Source organism: Microbacterium sp. NPDC086615 (assembly GCF_040686055.1).
GTDB lineage: Bacteria > Actinomycetota > Actinomycetes > Actinomycetales > Microbacteriaceae > Microbacterium.
On record NZ_JBFBJJ010000002.1, the window covers coordinates 135,151 to 154,946 of the forward strand.

The following is a 19,796-nucleotide window of genomic DNA, read 5'->3' on the forward strand; positions in this document are numbered from 1 at the left end:
CCGGGCGGCGACGGCGGTCTGGGGCGTGACCGCGGGGGCACCGGCATCCGGCACCCCCGCGGCGCGCATCACTTGTCGATGCTCGTGCCGGCGAAGCGGATCGCCCGGTCGGCGCGGGTCTCGTACCCCGACACCTTCGGCGACCACAGCTGCGTCACCGAGGGGTTGTAGAGGTAGATGTAGCTGGCCTTGTCGGCGATGATCGTCGCGGCCTGCGCGTAGAGGTCCTTGCGCTTGTCCTTGTCGGTCTCGACGCGGCCCGCGTCGAGCAGCTTGTCGACCTCGGGGTCCGAGAACTTCTGGGCGTTGCTGGCACCGTCGGTGTGGTGCTGCGAGTAGTAGAAGTCGTCGGGGTCGATGTTGCCGAGCCAGCCCATCATGAGCATGTCGAAGTTGCCGGAGTTCTGCTCGTCGAGCCAGGTCGAGAAGTCGGGCTGGCGGATCGAGACCTGGATGCCGAGCGGCTCGAGGTTCGCGGCGATGATCTGCGCGGCCGTGACCGTCTCGGGGTAGTCGCTGGTGGCGAGCAGGTCGAGGGTGCCCCCGGTGAAGCCGGCCTCCGCCATCAGCGCCTTCGCTTTGTCGACGTCGGTGGAGTACTGGTCGTACTCGGTGTACCAGAAGCTCTGCTTCGGGATGGCGAGCTGGTTCTTCTCGGCGGTGCCGTAGCTGACGGCCTGGACGATGGCATCCCGGTCGATCGCATACGCGATCGCCTGGCGCACTCGGACGTCGTTCCACGGGGCCTTGGCCTCGTTGAGCGCGAGGTACCAGTAGTCGCTCGACGGCGTCTGACCGAGGGTGACAGAGCTGTCGCTCGAGAGCTGCTCGACCTGCTGCGGGGGCACGACGTCGGTACAGTCGATGTCGCCGGCCTTCAGCGATGCCAGGGCCGTGGCGGGCTCGGAGATGAAGCGGTACTCCACTCCCCCGAGCTTCGGCGCGCCGCCCCAGTAGTCGGGGTTGGCCTTCAGGATGATGTGGTCGCCGGCGACGTAGTCGCTGACCGAGAACGGTCCGGTTCCGACGGGCTTGGTGGTGATGTCGCCGGATTCGACGTTGCTCTTCTCGACGATCGCCATTCCCTTGAAGCCGCCGAGGTTCGACAGCAGGTTCGGGGTGGGCTGCGAGACGGTGATCACGACCGTCTTGTCGTCGGGGGCGCTGACGTCGCTGACGGTCGAGAACTTCCACGCGTTGGCGAGCTTCTCGTCGATGATGCGGCGGTACGAGTACACGACGTCTTCGCTGGTGAGGTCCGAGCCGTCCTGGAACTTCACGCCGTCGCGCAGGGTGAACGTCCAGGTGAGCTGGTCGTCGCTGGTCTCCCAGCTCTCGGCGAGCGCGGGCTGCATCTCGAGGTTGGCGTCGGGCTGGACGAGCGTGTCGTAGACGTTCTCGAGCACCTCGAACGCGAAGTACGACGTCGTCTTCTGGGGGTCGAGCTGGTCGGGCTCGCCACCGATCGCGGCGACGAGGGTCTGACCGGATGCGGAACCGGAGTCGCCGAGGTCGACGCTCTGGCCCGCGGAACAACCGGCGAGGGCGAGGACCGCGGCGAGCGCGCCGGCGATGCCGAGAGTGGTGCGCGATGTCATGTGATTGCCAATCGGGTGGGCGGGTCATCATTTAGATGATGTTTCGATCAGTATGTGCAAGCATGGGGGCGGGCACAAGCCCGGGGCGGCCTCGAAACACGATCGTCACAAAGCCGCTCCGACCCGACCGCCCGCCCTTCGTCGACCCCCGGGAGCGCCCATGACCTTCACCGTCCTCGCCCGTGACACCCGTCGCGGCCTGATCGGTGCCGCGACGGCCAGTCGCTCCCTCGCCGTGGGGGCGTCGGTGATCGCCGTGGATCCCGCCGTCGGCGTCGCGGCCAGTCAGGCGTGGACCAACCGCTCGCTGCGGGGGCGCCTGCTGACCGCGATGAGCGAGGGGCGCACGGCCGCCGAAGCCGTGGCATCCGTCCCCTCCTGGGATGACGGGCACGCCCTCCGACAGGTCGCGGCTCTCGCGTGGGACGCGCCCGGGGCGGCTCGCTCGGGTGAGTCGATCACGGCCTGGGCGGGGCAGGCGACGGCGACGGATGCCGTGTTCGTCGGCAACCTGCTGACCGGACCCGAGGTGCTCGAGGCGATGAACGATGCCTGGGTCCGTGGTGAGGGCGACTTCGCGGACCGACTGATCGAGGTGCTCCGGGCCGGGGAGGCCGCCGGTGGCGACGCGCGCGGCCGGCAGAGCTGCGCGCTCCTGATCGCATCGCCCGAGGACACCGTCCTCGACCTCCGCGTCGACGACCACGACGAACCGCTCGCCGAGCTGGCGCGGCTGCGGACCCTGTCGATGATCCCCGTCGAAATTCCGAGCGCTGCCCGCTGAGCGGGATCACGCGGACCTGGACATCTCCACCCGCACATCACGGCGAGCTCATAGCCCGCTGCTATGACGGCACGGATACGCGGGGCGATGCTGTGGGGCGTGACCGAACCCCTCCCGCTCGCGCGCTGGTGGCGCGAACCCCTCTGGGCGAAGGGCGTGCTGGCCGCGATCCTCGCCGGCAGTGCCCTGTTGATGACCTGGAACCTCGCCCGCGGCGGCGACTTCGCCTTCTACGAGGCCGCGGCCCGATCGATGTCGGAGTCGTGGCGCGCCCTGCTGTTCGGCGCTTTCGACCCGGCCGGGACGGTCACCCTCGACAAGCTCGCGGGCTTCGCCGTCCCCCAGGCCATCGCGATCCACCTCTTCGGCATGTCGACCTCGGCCGTCGCGCTGCCGCAGGTGATCGAGGGTCTGGTCACCGTGATGGCCTGCGCGGTGGTGGGCCTGCGCGGGGGAGGGACGGGAGCGGGACTCGTCGCCGCTCTCGCGGCCGCGTCGACGCCGATCTTCGTGTCGATGTTCGGCCACCCGATGGAGGACGGCCTGCTCACGATGGCGCTCGCGGTGGCCCTGGTGTGGTGGCAGCGCGCGATGCTCACCGCGCGGTGGTGGCCGCTCGTGATGGCGGCGGTCTTCATCGGGGTGGGGTTCCAGGCCAAGATGATGTCGGCCTGGTTCGTGCTCCCCGCCCTCGCGGTGGGGACCGTCATCGCGACGCCCGCGATCCGGCGGGGACTGGCCCGCGCCGCGGCGCTGGTCGGGGCGAGCGTGGTGGCGTCGATCGCGTGGATCGCCGCGATCGCCCTCACCCCGGCCGGAGCACGCCCCTACATCGACGGCTCGACCGACAACGACGTCTTCGCGATGGTCTTCGGCTATAACGGCCTCGACCGCTTCGTTCCGGGTGCCGTGCCGGGCTCGGTCGGCGGCCCGACCGGGGGCGGGCTCGGCGAGGGTCTCAGCGCGCTCGGTCGCGCGGTCAGCGCGCACGCGGGCGCCGCCGACGGGGGATCGTCTCCCACGAAGCTGCTCGAGATGCCGCTGGTGACGCAGATCGGCTGGCTGTATCCCGCGGCCCTGGTCGGTCTGGCTCTCGCTCTCTGGCGATTCTGGCCGCGGCGCGCGCGCCCCGGGGATCGAGCGCGCTTCGCGCTGGCCGTCGTCGCGGGTCTGTGGCTGACCACCTCGGCGGTGGTCCTGTCGGCCACGAAGGTGCCGCACACCGCCTACGTCGCGGCCCTCGGCGTGCCGCTCGTGCTGCTGACCGCGATGGCGTGGAGCGAGGGCGGCCGCCTGCTCCGCTCGCCGCGGCGCCGGGATCGACTGGTGCTTCCCGCGCTCCTCGTCGCACAGGGCGCCTGGTGGAGCGTGCTGGCCCGCGAGGCGCAGCTCCCCGAGGCCTTCGCGACGGGCGCGGGCGTCGTCCTCGTCGCCGGCGTGGTGCTGGGCATGATCGGCGCGTGGCCGCGTCGCACCCGTCCGGCGCTCGCGCGCGCGCTTCCCGCCGTCCTCGCCCTGGCTCTGCTCTGCGCCCCGGTCGCGGCGAGCCTGCAGGTGCTCGATGCGAACCGCGACGGGAGCGGCGGCGACGCGTACGTCGGGATCGCCCCGCGCTCCGCGCACGCCACGGAGCCGTTCGCGATCTCACCGCCGGCGTTCTGGGGCGGCACCCCGCAGATCTCGTCGGGGGTGGCGCAGCTCGCTGCCGCCGCGCGCGCGGACGGCGGCGGCGCCGACGGCGCGCCGCTCCTCGTGAGCGACAGCTGGTCCGTGTCGGCGCAGATCATCGACGCCACGGGTGCCAGCGTTCTGACCGACGGCGGATACTCCGGTCGCGTGCCCGTGTTCACGGCATCCGCTCTCCAGTCGATGGAGCGGTCGGGGCGCGTCCACCTGTTCGCCGTGTCGTCGGGGGCGTCGAAGACGGATCCGGTCCGCGAGGTGGCGACGGAGCCCGGATGCCACGAGGTCAAGGCGTGGCAGCTGGGCGACCCGGGCAAGGCGGGAGACACCGCGCACGGGTCGAGCAAGCCGGGGAGCGTCGCGCTGTATTCCTGCGGGGGCGGGGCGACGTGAGCCCTCGCGGGCGGGATCGGTCCCGAGTCTCCGCGCCGGTAGACTCCCCTCAGTGACCACCACCCGCACCGAAGCCGCGTACCTGCGCTCGGTGACGGCGTTCAAGAACCCGACGCTCGACCTCTTGCACGGGCGTTTCGCGCCGTTCGTCGTCGCCGTCCTGTCGGTCGTCTTCACCCCCGATCGTCCGGCCGTCGCCGTCGCCGACGCGCACGTCGAGGTCGCCGAGGCCATCGACGAGTTGCGCGCCGCGGGATACGACACCGACGACGACCGCCGCATCCCCGCCGGGTCGGCGCGCGACATCTGTCGCGGGTGGGTGCGCGTGGGGTGGCTGGGGCTGCAGATCGAGGACGACGTCGAGGTCTACCGCCTCTCGGCGCACGCGGTCGGGGCGCTCGAGATCGCCGGGCGCGCGGGCGGCGGCCGGGCGCGGGTGTCGCGCTCGCGCGTGCGCACCCTGCTCGACGCGGTCGAGCGGCTCGCGCGCGACGCCGAGAGCGATCCCGCTCGCCGCCGCGAAGCCCTGCTCGAAGAGCGGGCGGCCCTGGATGCCGAGATCGCCGCCCTCGACGAGGGCATCGTCGAACCGCTCGACGACGACCATCTGCTCGAAGAAGCCGAGAACGTCATCCACCTCGCGCGCGAGCTCCCCGCGGACTTCTCGCGCGTCGCGGAGTCGATCGCCGCGATGCAGCGCGACGTCGTCGCCGAACTCCGCCGCGACGTGCGCCCGACGGGTGAGGTGCTGCGGGAGTACCTGGAACGCGGCCGGCAGGTGATGCAGGCGACCCCCGAGGGCCGCGCGTTCCAGGGCGCGCTCCGCCTGATCGGCGACCCCGAGAACATCGACGACCTGACCGACCAGCTCCACGCCGTGCTCGCGCAGCCCTTCTCGCGGCTCATGACCCCGGAACAGCGCGGAGAACTGGATGCCATCGCCCGCCGCGTCGAAGCGGGTGTGCAGGAGGTGCTCACGGCGCAACGGCGCGCCTCGCACGTCATCACCGCCCAGGTGCGCACCCACGACCCGATCCGCGACCGCCAGGTCGACGACCTGCTGCGCGGCGTGATGGCGGGGCTGCACCGCTGGAGCCAGACCCGCTCCCCCGGCCGCGTCGAGCCGGTCCGGACCCTCCCGCTCGCCGACGTCGGGCATCTGCGCCAGTCGATCAGCGACGTCCGGCCTCCCGGGGCGCCCGAGCCCCTGGCATCCGAGACCCCCGATGTCGAGTTCGTCGACGCCGACACGCGTGCGTGGGGCGGGCCGCACTACGCCGAGCTCGAGGAGTACGTCGCGCGCCTGGGCGACGGCTTCGACCTCGCCGACGCCTTCGAGGGAGCGGATGCCGAGACCCGGCGCCCCGTCGACCTCGTGGGTCTGCTCGAGATCGTGCACCGCCGTGGTCTGACCGAGACCGACGACGTCTCGATCGTCGAGGCCGTGCGCCCCGACGGAACGACCCGGCGTTTCGCGTTCGGGGCGGTCCGAGCAGCACATCTCACGGAAAGCACTCTCGATGACTGAGGCCCCCGACGACACCCCCGCCTTCATCGCCCCCGTGGCGATGGAGAACGACCCCGACGCGCTCTTCGCCGGCGACCGGGGCACACTCGACGCCGACGTGCGGCGCGTGCTCGTGCGGATCCTGCAGCGCCGGTTCCTGCTCGCCGAGAGCTCGCCCACCGAGTGGAAGCTGCTGCTCGAGCACCAGCAGATGATCGAGTCGCGCCTGAACGACCTGTTCGTGCGGCTGGTCGTCGACCACGCGCGCGGCGTGGCGTACAAGGAGCAGGTGCGCAGCGACGAGGTCGACGTGCCGATCCTGCTGAAGGACGAGGCCTACTCGCGCGCCGAGACGCTCGTGCTCGTGTACCTGCGGACGGTGTTCCAGCGCGAGACGACCGCGGGCACGGCATCCGCCCGCGTCGATGTCGAAGAGGTCGAACAGACCGTGCTCACGTACTTCAGCGAGACCGACGGCACCCGCGCGAGCCAGCAGCGCGCGGTGCGCACGGCGATCGCGCGCCTGGATCGCGAGGGGATCATCGAGGAGGAGTCCGAGGGGCGCTACCGCATCGGATCTCTTATTGAGGTGGTGCTGAGCGCAGAGGTCTTGCGGGAGCTTCAGCGCTGGCTCGACGAGCAAACTCAGGATGCCGAGGCACCGGCGGTGCGCGAGCGCGAGGTCGTGGCATCCGGGGCTTCCGAAGGAGACTCACTGTGACCATGCTCGAGACCCTCTTCGGACTCATCCCGGCTGCGTCCCGCGGTCAGCAGTGGGTCGCCGAAGACCTGCAGCTGATCAACTGGGGCGGCTACGACGGCACGCACCGGGTGCGCTTCGCGCCGACCGCGACGCTGCTGTGCGGCGGGTCGGGGTCGGGCAAGTCGACGCTCATGGACGCGTACGTCGCGCTGATGATGCCGCACACGACCCCCTTCAACGGCGCCTCCAACGGCGCGGTCGTGGGGCGTCCGCGCGGGCAGGAACAGCGCAACATCCTGTCGTACGGGCGGGGCAAGCTCGACGAGTCGCGCACCGACGAGGGCACGAAGGTGCGGGTGCTGCGCGGTGACGGCGTCGACACGTGGACCGCGATCGCGATGACGTGGGCCGACCACGACGGCGCCCGGTTCACGGCGGTTCGCGCGTGGTACATCCCGGCGGCGGCGCGGACGCTCGACGACGCCGTGAAGGTGCGCGCGACCGTGCACGGCGCTTTCGACCTGCGTCAGCTCGAGCGAGCGGCGCAGAGCCACCTGTCGGATGCCGCGGTGCGGGCGACGGGACTCGACACCCTCGCGACCGACCGCGAGTTCTCGGCGCGGTTGCACGCCGTGCTCGGGATCGGCGCGGCCGGCGCGGGGACGAAGGCGATGAGCCTGCTCGCGCGTATTCAGGCGGGGCAGCAGATCACCACCGTCGACGACCTGTACAAGCGCATGGTACTCGAAGAGCCCGAGACCCTCGCGGTCGCCGAGGCGGTCGTGTCGCACTTCGACGGACTCGAGTCGACGCGCACCCGCATGCTCGAGGCACGCCAGCAGGTGCGCGCGCTGCAGCCGATCCGCGGGATGAAGACTCGCATCGACGAGGCGGCGGAGCGGTTGCGGCTCATCGAGGCGCTCGGGAGGTTCAGCGACCCCGAGTCGCGCGCGTCGCTGTGGCGGGCGCAGCGTCGGGTCGACCTGCTCGGCGCGGTCGAAGACGAACTGCGCGAGCGCACGCACGCGACCGACGCCCTCGTCCGCGAGCGGCAGGCGCTGGCCGACGCGGCCGAGGCCGAGCGCGAGGGACTCGGCGACGTGCTCCGTGCCGCAGGCGGCGACCGACTGGACGTCGCGCAGCGCGAGCTCCGGGGACTCGAGCGACGCCTCGCCGGGATGCAGCGCGATCGCGAGCGGTTCGAGGCAGCGCTCGCCGTGCTGTCGGTCGAGGTCACGACCGAGAAGCAGTTCACCGCCCTCGTCGACGAAGCGCGCCGCACCCTCGGAGACGCGGATGCGAAGAGCGCTGTGCGCGACGCGTTCGTCGCCGCGAGCAGCCGGCACACCGACCTGCGCCAGCAGCTCTCGACCATCGAGGCCGACCACCGGCGCACGCAGACCCGCGACGACAACATCCCCCCGCGACTGCACGAGGCGCGCGAGGCGCTCGCGGAGGCGGCGGGTCTCACCGCGGCCGAACTGCCCTTCGTCGCCGAGCTCGTCGACGTCCGCACCGAGTTCGAGCCGTGGCGCGGGGCGTTCACGCTGGCCCTCGGCGGTTTCGCGACGACCCTTCTCGTGGATGCCGAGCACCTGGCATCCTTCCGCGCCGCGATCGACGGCGTGCGCCTCTCGGAGCGTCTGCGGTTCGAGGGCGTGTCGACCGGGATGCCCGAGCGCACGGGTCTCGACCCCGCGACGCTCCCCGGGCGCCTGGAGTACCGCCGCTCGCCCTTCACGGGCTGGCTGCAGGACCGACTCGAACAGCAGTTCGCATTCGTGTGCGTGGACAGCGCCTCCGAGCTCACCGGGCATCGCATGGCGTTGACGATCTCGGGGCAGACGAGCCAGGGCGCGCGCGGGGCTCACGGTGGGTCTTCTCGCCACAGCATCCTCGGGTTCTCGAGCCGCGTGCGCCTCACCGAGCTGGGCGAGCAGATCGTCGCCGTGCGTCGCGACCTCGCGACGGCGAAGGCCGCGGTCGACGAAGCCGCCGCGGCGCTCGATGCGTTCGACGAGCGGCGGAGCGCTCTCGAAAAGATCGCGGACCTGTCGTGGGACCAGGTGGACGTGGCATCCGTCGAGCGCGATCTGGAACGCTGGAACGAGACGATCGTCGAGATCACCGCCGGAAACCCGCGCATCGCCGAGCTGCAGGAGCAGATCTCGGGCGCGAGAGCCCGCGTCGCGCGGCTGCGGGAGGAGATCGGCGGGGCCAAGACCGAGCAGCAGGCGCTCGCGGCGCGATGGGCCGAGATCACCGACGATGTGGACAGCGCGAACGAGCGTCTGGAACGGGCCGAGGACGCCGAGATGGTGTTGTCGGTGGACGAAGCCGCGTACCTTGACGGGCTTTTCGTCGCGCCGTCGGGTGACGCCTCGCCGTCGCAACTGCTCGCGCGCTTCGACGCCGCACTGGAGTCCGCGTCGAAGCGTCTCCTCGAAGAACAGCACACCTCGCAGGAGACCCTCGCGGATCAGCGCGAGAGCCTCCGACGCACTCTCACCGCGTTCACCGACCGGTGGCCGAGTCCCAACCTGCTCGCCGATCCCGACGAGTCGCTCGGCGATTTCGAGCGGATCCTCGCCGATCTCGAGGCGAGCGGCCTGCACGAGCTCGAGGCGGAGTGGCGGGATTCGCTGCTGCGCCTGTCGGGCAACGACCTGACGAACCTCGATTCGGCGCTGACGCGCGCCCTGCGCGAGATCCGCGAACGCATCGCCCCGATCAACGACATCATGCAGGACCTGCCGTTCTACGACGACGAGCACCGGCTGCAGATCGTGCCGCGCGAGAACCAGTCGGAAGTCCGTCGCCGGTTCCGTCGCGAGCTGCGCGACGTGCGGGCCGCGATCGACGCCGCGTCATCGGACGAGGAGCGTGAGGCCGTGTACGGGCGGATGGCGCGACTGATCAACCGCATCCGGCCCACGGCTCCCGATTTCGCCGACCTCGTCGACGTGCGGAACCACGTGCGGGTGAGCGCCGAACGCTTCCGCGCCGACACGGGCGAGCACGTCGCCCTGTACGACCACATCGGCGAGAAGTCCGGTGGGGAGTCGCAGGAGCTCATCGCGTTCATCGTCGGCGCGGCCCTGCGGTACCAGCTCGGGGATGCCGGGGCCGAGCGCCCGCGGTATGCCCCGGTGTTCCTCGACGAAGCGCTCATCAAGGCCGACGCCCACTTCACCAAGCGCGCGATCGGCGCGTGGCGGGGCCTCGGGTTCCAGCTCGTCATCGGCGCGCCCAACGACAAGTACAGCGCGATCGAGCCGCACGTGGACGTCGAGTACGACATCCTCAAGGACACGCGGGGGCGGTCGTGGGCGAAGGCGAAGGTGGGGGTCGCGGCGGACGCGTGACGCTCGGGCCGGGCCTGCGGTCGCGGCCGAGAACGCGGGTCTGCCGGCGTGCTCACATCGTCATGAGCGTCGCCAGCGAGAGCAGATACCCCACGAGCAGCGAGACCGCCCACGCCGTCGCGGCCGCGAAGTGCCAGTTCTGGCGTTCCTGCATTTCGAGACGGCGCGGGTCGTCCGCGGGCAAACTCCGAAGCGCTCGCTGGGTGACGATGAACGCGGGGGCCGCAAGCGCGAGGATCACGACCGTCGCGATGAGCTGGAGAAGAAGCCCGTTCTCGCGCGGACCGATTGCGACGCTCGCTCCGGCCGATGCGACGGCGCTCACGATATCGAGGGGGCCGCTCAGGGCGATGATGCCGATGGCGCCGACGACGACGATCACGGAACGGACGACCGCCTCCCCAGCCGTCGGCGCGGGGGAAGCACCCCCGCCCTGACGGCTCCACAGCTCGCGCCGGAGCCGTCGAAGGGCAAGGGGCCACACGATGACGCCGGTGATCGCGGCGAGGATCCACGCCAGCACCTGGGTCGACGACATCTCGAACCCCCACGCGTCGACGAGGAAGACGCCGCCGATCCACGCGAACAGTGCGGCCGGGATGCCGATGAAGACCACGAGGAGGGTGATGAGCAGCCGGGTGCGGCCCGGGAGCTGGTCGGGTCCGATGGCCCCGGTGCGGGCGGGGCGGGAATGGCCGGAAGGATGTGCCGCGCGCTGGGTGTCGCGCTCGAAGCTCATAGGGAAAGGGTAGCCAGTTGCTCTCGAGGGCAACCTCGTGGGAAGAGCCATGTCGGCGGTCTGATGAAGAATGTCCTCATGTCCGCCGTCGTCTCAACCCTCGAGCTCGCGCCATTGATGAAGCGCGACGTGGCGTGGCAACTCATCCGCGCCGACCTCGCGCCCGTGATCGCCGGCCTGCTCGGCACCCATCTCGGAGGACAGACGCGCCGGGTCGACGCCGAAGAGCTCTACGAGCGGCTCGACGACGATCTCGAACAGCTGCGTATGCACGGCCTGAGCCTGCCGCTCAGCGGACAGGGGTATTGCGCGCAGTGGCGAGCCGCCGGTTTTCTCCTTCGTCGCCCCGCAGTCGATGCGCGCGGCGAGACCCTCGAGCTGTCACCCGATGCCATTGCGGCGGTGCGCTTCCTTCAGGGACGCGCTGCTCCCCGATCCGCCGCAACGGAGTCACGGCTGGCGAGCATCGCCGCGCAAGTTCGCCGTCTTGCCATCGACACCGATCCCGACGCGGCTGCACGTATTTCGCTGCTCGAAGATGAGAAGGACGCGATCGACCGGCGCATCGCCGCCCTGCGCTCCGGCGACGACAGCACCCTCGATACCGACCGTGCGCTCGAGCGCACCCGCGACCTGTTGGCGCAGGCGGCCGACGTGCCCGACGACTTCGCCCGTGTGCGCACTGAGTTCGAGACGCTCAACACATCTCTTCGGGCACGGGTCGTCGAATCCGACGGTTCACAGGCGGCCGTGATCGACGAGGTCTTTCTCGGCATCGACCACATTGCCGACTCCGACGCCGGGCGCAGTTTCGCCGCCTTCTCGCGTCTCGTGCTCGACCCCGCGTTGAGCGCCGCGTTCGAATCCGACATCCGCCGCGTCCTGGAGCGCGACTTCGCGCAACAGCTCACCCGCGACGAGCGGCACACCCTTCGCACTTTCCTCACGACGCTGAAAGCGCGTAGCGCCGAGATCCACGACGTCATCACGCTGTTCGCTCGTGCGCTCAGACGATACGTCCAGTCACAGGACTACCAGCGCGACCGCGTGCTGCGAGGGATGCTTCGAGAGGCGATGCACGCCGGCGTCGCCGCGTCCGCTGGGATCAAGCCGTGGCATCACACGCGCTTGCACCTCGATCTGTCGGCCGTCACGCTGTCGAGCGCCGCGACCGTCGATCTTCACGATCCGGCCGAGTTCACTGCCATCGACGTCATCGAGCACCACTCGGCCGAGATCGCCGACCTCGAGGAGTTGCGCGCGCTCGCCCGCGAGACCGAGATCGACTTCGACGAGCTGACACGTCACGTCAACGACGTGCTGGCAGAGAGCGATTCCTGCACCGTCGCCCAGGTTCTCGCGCGCTTTCCCGCCTCGCAAGGCGTCGGGAGCGTGGTCGGCCTCCTTTCTCTCGCCGCCGAGCAGGGAACCGTCGACAAGACCTATGAGGCGCTCACGTGGCGCGGCCTCGACGGAGTGGACCGCACAGCCGTCGTCGCGACGCATCGATTCACAGGGAGGCTCGTATGAGCACAACGGACATCGAGGACGCCGCCGAGACGGCGCCGTCCGTGGAGGTGTGGCCAGGCGACCCCGGTGAGTTGCCCGAGCGCACCCGGCGGGTGCTCCTTCGGCTGATCCGCGGCCCGTACCTCTCCGGCGCCCGAGAACCGCAGCTCTGGTCCGTCCTTCTCAGCGATGAGAGCGTGTTGCGTTCTCGCGTTGCCGAACTGTTCCTCGAACTCGTCATCGACCGCGACAACGAGTTCGCCTTCGTGCGCAACGCACCCGCCGAAGACGCTCCGAAGGCCGTCCGGTCGGAGCGGCTCACCTTTCTCGACACGGCGATGCTGCTGATACTCCGACAAACGCTGCTGAGCGAAGAGGGCCGAGGACGAGTCATCGTCGGGCAGAGCGAGATCTTCGAACAGTTGACGGTGTATCGCACACCCGACCGGGACGAGAAAGACTTCCTCAGCCGACTCAACTCGTCGTGGCACAAGATGCAGAACAAGCTGCGCGTGCTGCATCCGGTCGGCACCGACCGAGCCGAGATCTCACCGGTGCTCCGACTGATCGTCGATGCCGATCAGGTTCGCGCCATCACGGCAGAGTACCAACGGATCGCGGACGAAGACGGCTCAACCATCAGCCAACCCGACCGGGACGACATCGAGTCCGGCGACGCTGTCGATGAGGCTGAGGAGACAGACGAGTGACGACGATGACCTTCCCCGACGAGATAGCCGAAGATACGGAACCGACCGATCAATGGCGCTTGTCACGCGTCGAACTCGTCAACTGGGGCACCCTTCGCGGATTCGTCACGATCGACGTCGCGCGCCGAGGACATCTCTTCACCGGCGCGTCAGGATCGGGAAAGTCGTCGTTGCTGGATGCCATTGCCACCGTGCTCACCCCCGACAAATGGCTCCGGCTGAACGCTGCCGCCCAAGACGGGAACTCTCGTCTGAGCGACCGCAGTCTCATGAGCTACGTTCGCGGAGCGTGGACGAAGGAAGCACACGACAGCGCGGATCGCGCCACCACCACCTACCTCCGGCCGCGCGCCACCTGGAGCGGCATCCTGCTCCGATACGAGAACCCCGCCAGCGACCCTGTCACCCTCGCACGTGTGTTCCACGCGCCGGGTGCGAGAATTGAAGCGGGGGCTCTCAAAGACGCTCGACTCTTCATACGTGACGATGTCGACCTCATGGCGCTGAAGCCGCACGTCGAAGCAGGAATCGATGCACGACGCATGGCGAAAGCGTTCCCCGAAGCGCTCATCACGACGGGTGGGCGGCATGGGCGCTTCCACGATCGCATCGTGCGGCAGTTCGGCTTTCGCAGCGACGCCACGTTGCACCTTCTCCACAAGACCCAGTCAGCCAAGAACCTCGGCACGCTGGATGCCCTCTTCCGCGGATTCATGTTGGATGCGCCAGAGACATTCGCTCGCGCCGACAATGCGGTCGAACAGTTCGTCGAACTTGATCGAGCGCACGCGCACGTCGTCGATCTTCGCCGACAGGCGGATGCACTGCGCCGCATTGACGAGACCATCACCGCGTACGACTCCGCATCGGCGGAGGTCGCCCGCGCGGTGGGTCTGCTCGACGCCGTCGAACCGCACACCTCCGCGCTCAAGCTCCGGCTTGCTCGCGAGGCTCTGGGACCCGCGCGCGCGGGTCTGGCGCGTGTCGTTGCATCCCTCGGGGACGCCAAGAGGGAGCGCGACCTCGCGGCCGATGCCCTGGCTTCCGCTGACGCACGTGTGCGCGAGGAAGGGGGGACTCGGGTCGAGGTGCTTCAGATGCGCCTTGACGCTGCGATTCACCACGAACGAACCGTGGAGCGTCAACGTTCGCTCCTCGAAAGCGACCTCGCGCAGATCGGCGCTCCGGTTCCCGAAGACGCGGGGCAGTTCGCCGAACTGATCTCGGTCGCCGCGAGCGAAGCCGATCACAACATCCCCGCGGTCGCGCACGAGGTTCGGGATGCCGCCAGCGAGGCACGTAAAGCGCTCGCCCGGATCGACGACCAGCTCGCCGCACTCCGCGAGAATCGCAGCAATATCGACCCCCGGCTTCTCGGCGCGCGCAGATATCTCGCGCACACGCTCGGGGTGCCCGAGTCGAGTCTGCCGTTCGTGGCTGAGCTCGTGTCAGTGGCGCCCGAGCACGCGGCCTGGCGCGGCGCCATCGAACGCGCCCTGGCGCCAGTTGCGACCACGATGCTCGTCGGCGACGAACGGCTGGCCGAGGTGCGACGAGCGGTGAACACGAGGTACCTCGGCGTGCGTCTCGTCATCGAAGCCGTACCGCCGTCCGTCGAGGAACCCCGCCGTCCGCGGGAACCGAGGTCGCTCGTCCACCGAGTCGTCGTCGCTGACACCGCGTTTCGCACCTTCGTGCTCCGCCGCATCGTCACCGACTTCGACTACGCGTGCGTCGACCACCCCGACGATCTCGACGGCGTGCAGCTCGGTGTGACCATCGTCGGTCTACTCAAACGCTCGTCTCGTCGGTATGAGAAAGACGATCGCTCCTCCGTCGACGATCCCGCGCGCTGGGTGCTCGGCGGAGACACCGAGGCACGGCTCGATGCGCTGCTGAGCCAGCGCCGCGACGCGACAGAGGCGATGAAGACGGCGACAGCCGCAGACGCTCGCGCCGACGCCGCGCGTGAGGCCGCTCTCGCTCGACGCGAGGTCTTCCGCCGAGTGAGCGGCCACGCGTGGGAACACATCGATGTCGCGGGAGCTGCCGCGCTCGCGGCTGCTCGCCGGGCGGAGCTCGACGCCCTGACGGCGGCCTCGTCCTCGCTGAGCGCGGCGCAGGAGACGCGAGATCGAGAAGCGGCGCGACTCGAGACGGCGACGGCCGAGTTCGAAAGGCTGCTCCGCGCCGAGGGCAGCGCGCGCGATGCGCTCGATCGGCTGGAGGGCCAGCTCGCCGATCTCGAACGCTCGTCTCCTCCACCCGTAGACGAGAAGTCAACCGGCGTTCTCGACGAGCGGTTTCGAGCGGCGCGGCGATCGCTCACGCTGGACACGATTGATGAGGTCGCCCGCGCTGTGCAGACCGCACTCGCTCGAGAGAAGGACGCCGCGACGCGACGCGAGAGCGATGCGGCGGCATCCTTCGCCGGGCGGGCGGCCCAGTTTCACGCGAAGTGGGCTGCAGCGGCCGCGGAGCTCACGACCGAGATCGGTGATCGGTACGGCTACCGGGAACTTCTGGAAGGGATTCTCGCCCGCGGACTGCCCGAGAAGGAAGGCGAGTTCCGGCGTCTGCTCCGCGAGAGAACCCGTGATGTCGTCGCTCACCTTCTCGCTGATCTCCGCGATGCGCCGGGACTCGTGCGGGAGCGGACCCTCCCCGTCAATGCCTCCCTCGGACGCTCTCCCTTCGAGGGAACCGACCGTTTTCTCGAGATCGACGTGCGAACGAGTCGCACACCCGAGGTCGAGGAGTTCCTCGCCGATCTTCGCCGCGTCGTCGAGGGCAACTGGGCCGACGAGTCGACCACGGGAGCCGAGGAGCGATTCGCCGTTCTGCAGCGTGTGATCGGTCGCCTCGGTTCCAAGGACCGCGTGGACCTCGACTGGCGTGCCCGGGTGCTGGACACCCGGTTGCACGTCTCCTTCCTCGCCCGCGAGAAAGATCCGACTGGTCGCGTCGTTCGTGTGTACGACTCTGCGGAGGGGCTCTCCGGCGGGCAGAGGCAGAAGCTCGTCATCTTCTGCCTCGCTGCGGCCCTTCGGTATCAGCTCACGGACGACGAGTCCGATGTTCCGCGATTCGGCTCGATCGTTCTCGATGAGGCCTTCGACAAAGCCGACAGCCGGTACACCCGCAATGCGATGAATGTTTTCCGCGCGTTCGGCTTCCATATGATTCTCGCGACTCCGCAGAAGCTTCTGCAGACGCTCGAACCATACGTCGGGGCGATCACCGCCGTCTCGAATCCGGAACGCAACAGCACACGCCTGGCGAATGTCGTCTTCAACGAGGCCCCCCAGGGCGGGACGGCCATCGCCGAAGAGGGTGACCGGCCATGACCTCTCCCGTGTCGGTATCCGGTGCCCGCGATCGAGCTCGCCGACTGTACGACCGTGACGCGCGCGACTGGGCAGCGACCGGGCGCGCCGACGTCGTTCTCGACATGCCGTTGCATCCGCCGACCGAGCGGGCCGCGCTCGCCGATCTCGATTCAGCGCGGCTCTGGGTTGACGACTGGCGGCAATGCGAGAGGTCGTCGACGGTCACCGTGTCGTGGAGCACGCGCGTATGGTCGCGCGTGGGCTCACAGTCGGTTCCTGATCGGCTTCGGGTCGAAGGACCGAGCGCGATCGCGATGTTCGCTGGGAGGAAGAGCGACTGGACACGACTGTCCGGGCGTCTCGGAGTACTGCGTGATCTCGTCGGATCCGCGTCCGCCTCGACACTCAGGTCACACGCACGCGACATCGATTCGCTGGACGACGCAGACTTCGCGCGGTTGACGGATGTCGTGACGTGGCTGCGCCTGCATCCCGTGTCCGGACGACGCGTACGGGAACTGCCGATCCGAGGCATTCATACGAAATGGATCGAGAGGCGCCGATCGCTTCTCGAAGCGCTCCACCGCTCCGGAACCGGGGAGAGCGGACTCGGTCTGCACGAGCCGGAGCCACTCGTGCGCATGAGAGTTCTCGACCCCACGCTCGCCGTTGGCGGACTCACCGATGTCTCGGCTCCGGTCAGTGATCTCGCCAAGCTCGATCTCCGGCCCGAACGGATCTTCGTGTTCGAGAACCTGGCGACGGTGCTGGCGATGCCGCCCGTCGCCGGCGCGGTCGTCCTTCACGGCGGGGGCCACCGTGTCGAGCCCGTCGCCCACCTACCGTGGGCTCGCACGGTGACGTACTGGGGTGACCTCGATTCGCACGGGTTCGCCATTTTGCATCGGCTACGTGCGCACGGGGTGACAGCGACGTCGATACTGATGGACACCGACACCCTGCTGGCTCACCAGGACATGTGGGGTTCCGATGCCGAACCGAACGTCTCGGTTCTCTCGCTCCTTACCCCCGACGAGAGCTCGACACTACGCATTCTCAGCAGCGCCGGCAACGTCCGACTCGAGCAAGAGAGAATCCCCTGGGACTACGCCATTGAGGCCCTGACCAACGGCCCGTCACGTTCGTAACAAGCATTTGGGAGAGCCTGAGCGAACGGGTTTGGCTTCGTCTTTCTGGAGGCTCCACCCTCGGGCGACGGAAGGCACCCGATGGCTGCAGTCATGTGCGTGACGGCGAGGCCTGACTCGCTCGCTCCCGCATCAACAAGCGAGGAATGACGGCGTTCTCTATGTCGACCGGCAACCGGGCACGCGTCGGCGTGATACCGCCGCGTGGAACGTCAGCGCGCTGAGGAGTCGACGAGGCGAGCAAACGTGGTGATTTAAGGTCCGAATTACTGTTCTCTCGCCGCCGGGTGGCAAGGCGAAGGACCTCAGAACCAGCCCTCGTCCTACGGGATGCCGTCGGCCCACTTGCACGCATCGGACCATCAGAAGGGCGGCGGGTCTTCGGCGACCTCGGCACCCAGCGGAGACGTCCACCGCATCTCGCCCGTGTCGGGGTCGCGGGACGGGGCCCACCGCGACTCGTGCCGCAGACGATGGTGATGTCGGCACTCGGGGGCGAGATTCTCGTCGTCGGTCGCGCCGCCCTCGCTCCACGCGGTCAGGTGATCGAGGTCGCAGTCGCGAGCGGGCCGACCGCACCCGGGGAACACACACGTCGGCGAGGTGACGCCCAACCATCTCCGCAACGCGGTGGGAACGCGATACGTCGATCGGTCGAGCGCGACCGGTGCACCCGTGAGCGGGTGGGTGAGAACGCGTACCCACGAGCTCGCCTCGCCGGCGAGGCGACGAGCGGTGTCGAGGTCGATCGGGCCGTAGCCGTCGAGCGTCGCGGGCTCGGCGCCCGCGCCGAGCAGCGTGAGCGCGGGAACGGTCACGACGACGCCGGGCCGACGATCCGGGCGCGCGATGGGTGGGAACGTCGTCGTCGGTGAGCCGTGGACGGACGCGGAGCGAACTGCGCTGGGTGTCGAGATGCGGGAGACCGTGGGAGCGTCCGCGGCAGGCGCAGAACCACCGGCGGACAGAGAACCACCGGCAGACGGGGCACCCGCCGTGGTCGGGGCACCGGCCGTGAGCAGATCCGCGACAGCGTCCGCGCGCAGCTGCGCGAGAGTGCGCTCTTCGTCGGGCGCGACGCGAAGGTGACGCGCGATACGGTCGACACGCGTCAGAGCGTCGTAGGCACGATCCGCGGGAAGAAGAGCGGTCAAGGTCGCCATACCGTCGAGCTCGGGGCTCACCCACACCCCGCGATCGCGAGCCGCCCGGCGATGACGGGCCTCGATCGACTCGCTGTGCACCCGCTCTCGAAGCGCTCGAGCCGCAGCCGTGAAGCGCGCGGGCGGAAGCCGGAGCGCACGATCGAGAGCGCCCTCGTCGAACGCGCGCCACGATTCGTGATGCTCGGGCGGGGTCGACGTGGTGCCGTCGGCCGCGTCCGCGGTCTCGTCGGGGAGCATCGTGACGCCTTCGAGGAGCCCGTCACCTGCACCTCCGTCACCAGGATCTCCGCCAGGGGGTGCACCGTCGCTGGAGAAACGGTCGCCTTGGTGCAACGGATCGCCCGGGCCCTCGGCATCCGGAACCTGCACATCAGCGCCGGTCGACGACGCGTCGCAGGGTTCTGCGGGCAGCGACGTCGCCAACCGGGCCGCCTCAACCGCGTGTCGCTCGGAAAGCAGGCCGTCTGAAAAGGCGCTCCACACCTCGGGGCACCGGGTCTTCAGCATTTCGGCGTGGGCCGCTCGCGTGCGAACGGTCTGCTCGGACAACCGGAGGCGCGTCGCGATCTCGGCGACGACGGCACGCTCTGCCATGTCGCGCCGGTCGCGACGCACGGCGGCGACCGAGCGCCGCCGGGGGTCGCTCCACTCGAGGTCGAGCGTCGGGTCGGGACCGACCCACGGAACCGGATCTTGCCGCGCCGCTCGCGAGAGCGTGGCGATCAGACCGTACTCGGCCGCCGTGGCGCGGTGGCGTGCGCGGACCTGGAGCGACAGCTCGTCGAGGAGCGCGTCGGGGCTGAGGGCGCCCCGCCCCGCATGAGATCCGCGTTCGTCGAAGTCATCCGAGTCCGTCGCCGGAACCACATCGGAAAAAGGATCCAGGTCGAGAAGACCCCGGTCGATCGCCCACGCGGAGTGAGCGTCGGCGAGCAGGTCGTCGTCGCTCGGCCACGGCACGCCCCACGGCGAGACGACCGAGCTCGGCCGGTCGTTTGCGGGTGCCGTGACGTCCATGATGCAACGCTAGCGAGGGGGTCCGACATCGGCCGGGCGCCCGGATTCGAGCGCGCCCGAGGTCGTCGAAGGAGCGGATGCCGACGGCTCGCGCTCCGAGCATCACGCACGAAGCGGATGCCGACAACAAGCCAAACCCCACCAC

General features: G+C 69.5%; 12 protein-coding genes. 9 read left to right on the forward strand and 3 right to left on the reverse strand.

What is annotated here, in order from left to right:
• Positions 1-68 precede the first annotated feature (68 nt).
• Positions 69-1,598, reverse strand: coding sequence for an ABC transporter substrate-binding protein (locus AB0O24_RS02925; protein ID WP_363372437.1), 1,530 nt, complete (start codon positions 1,596-1,598; stop codon positions 69-71).
• A gap of 160 nt (positions 1,599-1,758) precedes the next feature.
• On the opposite strand from AB0O24_RS02925, the gene AB0O24_RS02930 reads away from it, so the two are divergent.
• The 5 genes from AB0O24_RS02930 (at position 1,759) to AB0O24_RS02950 (ending at position 10,033) form a co-directional block, all read left to right on the forward strand.
• Positions 1,759-2,382, forward strand: coding sequence for a DUF1028 domain-containing protein (locus AB0O24_RS02930; protein ID WP_363372440.1), 624 nt, complete (start codon positions 1,759-1,761; stop codon positions 2,380-2,382).
• Between the two features lie 99 nt (positions 2,383-2,481).
• On the forward strand, positions 2,482-4,458 hold the full coding sequence (locus tag AB0O24_RS02935) for a glycosyltransferase family 39 protein (protein WP_363372442.1): 1,977 nt from the start codon (positions 2,482-2,484) through the stop codon (positions 4,456-4,458).
• A 52-nt stretch (positions 4,459-4,510) separates the two neighbouring features.
• Positions 4,511-5,986 (forward strand): DUF3375 domain-containing protein, encoded by a 1,476-nt coding sequence (locus tag AB0O24_RS02940; RefSeq protein WP_363372445.1) that lies wholly within the window; start codon positions 4,511-4,513, stop codon positions 5,984-5,986.
• Positions 5,979-6,686: a DUF4194 domain-containing protein gene (locus AB0O24_RS02945; RefSeq protein WP_363372448.1), complete on the forward strand. Its 708-nt coding sequence runs from the start codon at positions 5,979-5,981 to the stop codon at positions 6,684-6,686. Before AB0O24_RS02940 ends, AB0O24_RS02945 begins: the two co-directional genes overlap by 8 nt.
• The gene (locus AB0O24_RS02950) at positions 6,683-10,033 is read left to right on the forward strand and encodes an SbcC/MukB-like Walker B domain-containing protein (RefSeq protein ID WP_363372451.1); all 3,351 of its coding nucleotides are present in this window, start codon (positions 6,683-6,685) and stop codon (positions 10,031-10,033) included. The genes AB0O24_RS02945 and AB0O24_RS02950 overlap by 4 nt, the downstream gene beginning before the upstream one ends.
• Positions 10,034-10,085: 52 nt before the next feature.
• Here AB0O24_RS02950 and AB0O24_RS02955 read toward each other — a convergent pair whose 3' ends face one another.
• A complete protein-coding gene (locus tag AB0O24_RS02955) occupies positions 10,086-10,772 on the reverse strand; it encodes a hypothetical protein (protein WP_363372452.1) in 687 nt (228 codons plus the stop codon).
• A 78-nt stretch (positions 10,773-10,850) separates the two neighbouring features.
• Between AB0O24_RS02955 and AB0O24_RS02960 the strand changes: the two genes are divergently transcribed.
• Genes AB0O24_RS02960 through AB0O24_RS02975 form a run of 4 tightly spaced genes read left to right on the forward strand, consistent with a single transcriptional unit; the run spans position 10,851 to position 17,468 of the window.
• On the forward strand, positions 10,851-12,302 hold the full coding sequence (locus AB0O24_RS02960; RefSeq protein WP_275800149.1) for a DUF3375 domain-containing protein: 1,452 nt from the start codon (positions 10,851-10,853) through the stop codon (positions 12,300-12,302).
• Entirely contained in the window at positions 12,299-12,991 is a 693-nt protein-coding gene (locus AB0O24_RS02965) for a DUF4194 domain-containing protein (protein ID WP_275800147.1), read from the forward strand. The genes AB0O24_RS02960 and AB0O24_RS02965 overlap by 4 nt, the downstream gene beginning before the upstream one ends.
• 5 nt (positions 12,992-12,996) lie before the next feature.
• On the forward strand, positions 12,997-16,338 hold the full coding sequence (locus AB0O24_RS02970) for an SbcC/MukB-like Walker B domain-containing protein (RefSeq protein ID WP_307387177.1): 3,342 nt from the start codon (positions 12,997-12,999) through the stop codon (positions 16,336-16,338).
• Positions 16,335-17,468, forward strand: coding sequence for a Wadjet anti-phage system protein JetD domain-containing protein (locus AB0O24_RS02975; RefSeq protein WP_275800145.1), 1,134 nt, complete (start codon positions 16,335-16,337; stop codon positions 17,466-17,468). The genes AB0O24_RS02970 and AB0O24_RS02975 overlap by 4 nt, the downstream gene beginning before the upstream one ends.
• A gap of 362 nt (positions 17,469-17,830) precedes the next feature.
• On the opposite strand, the gene AB0O24_RS02980 is transcribed toward AB0O24_RS02975, so the two are convergent.
• Positions 17,831-19,651 (reverse strand): DUF222 domain-containing protein, encoded by a 1,821-nt coding sequence (locus AB0O24_RS02980; RefSeq protein ID WP_363372456.1) that lies wholly within the window; start codon positions 19,649-19,651, stop codon positions 17,831-17,833.
• Positions 19,652-19,796 lie beyond the last annotated feature (145 nt).

Coding starts and splice junctions, on each gene's coding strand:
- AB0O24_RS02925 (WP_363372437.1), bottom strand. CDS start 1,598: ATGACATCGCGCACCACTCTCGGCATCGCCGGCGCGCTCGCCGCGGTC.
- AB0O24_RS02930 (WP_363372440.1), top strand. CDS start 1,759: ATGACCTTCACCGTCCTCGCCCGTGACACCCGTCGCGGCCTGATCGGT.
- AB0O24_RS02945 (WP_363372448.1), top strand. CDS start 5,979: ATGACTGAGGCCCCCGACGACACCCCCGCCTTCATCGCCCCCGTGGCG.
- AB0O24_RS02955 (WP_363372452.1), bottom strand. CDS start 10,772: ATGAGCTTCGAGCGCGACACCCAGCGCGCGGCACATCCTTCCGGCCAT.
- AB0O24_RS02960 (WP_275800149.1), top strand. CDS start 10,851: ATGTCCGCCGTCGTCTCAACCCTCGAGCTCGCGCCATTGATGAAGCGC.
- AB0O24_RS02965 (WP_275800147.1), top strand. CDS start 12,299: ATGAGCACAACGGACATCGAGGACGCCGCCGAGACGGCGCCGTCCGTG.
- AB0O24_RS02970 (WP_307387177.1), top strand. CDS start 12,997: ATGACCTTCCCCGACGAGATAGCCGAAGATACGGAACCGACCGATCAA.
- AB0O24_RS02975 (WP_275800145.1), top strand. CDS start 16,335: ATGACCTCTCCCGTGTCGGTATCCGGTGCCCGCGATCGAGCTCGCCGA.
- AB0O24_RS02980 (WP_363372456.1), bottom strand. CDS start 19,651: ATGGACGTCACGGCACCCGCAAACGACCGGCCGAGCTCGGTCGTCTCG.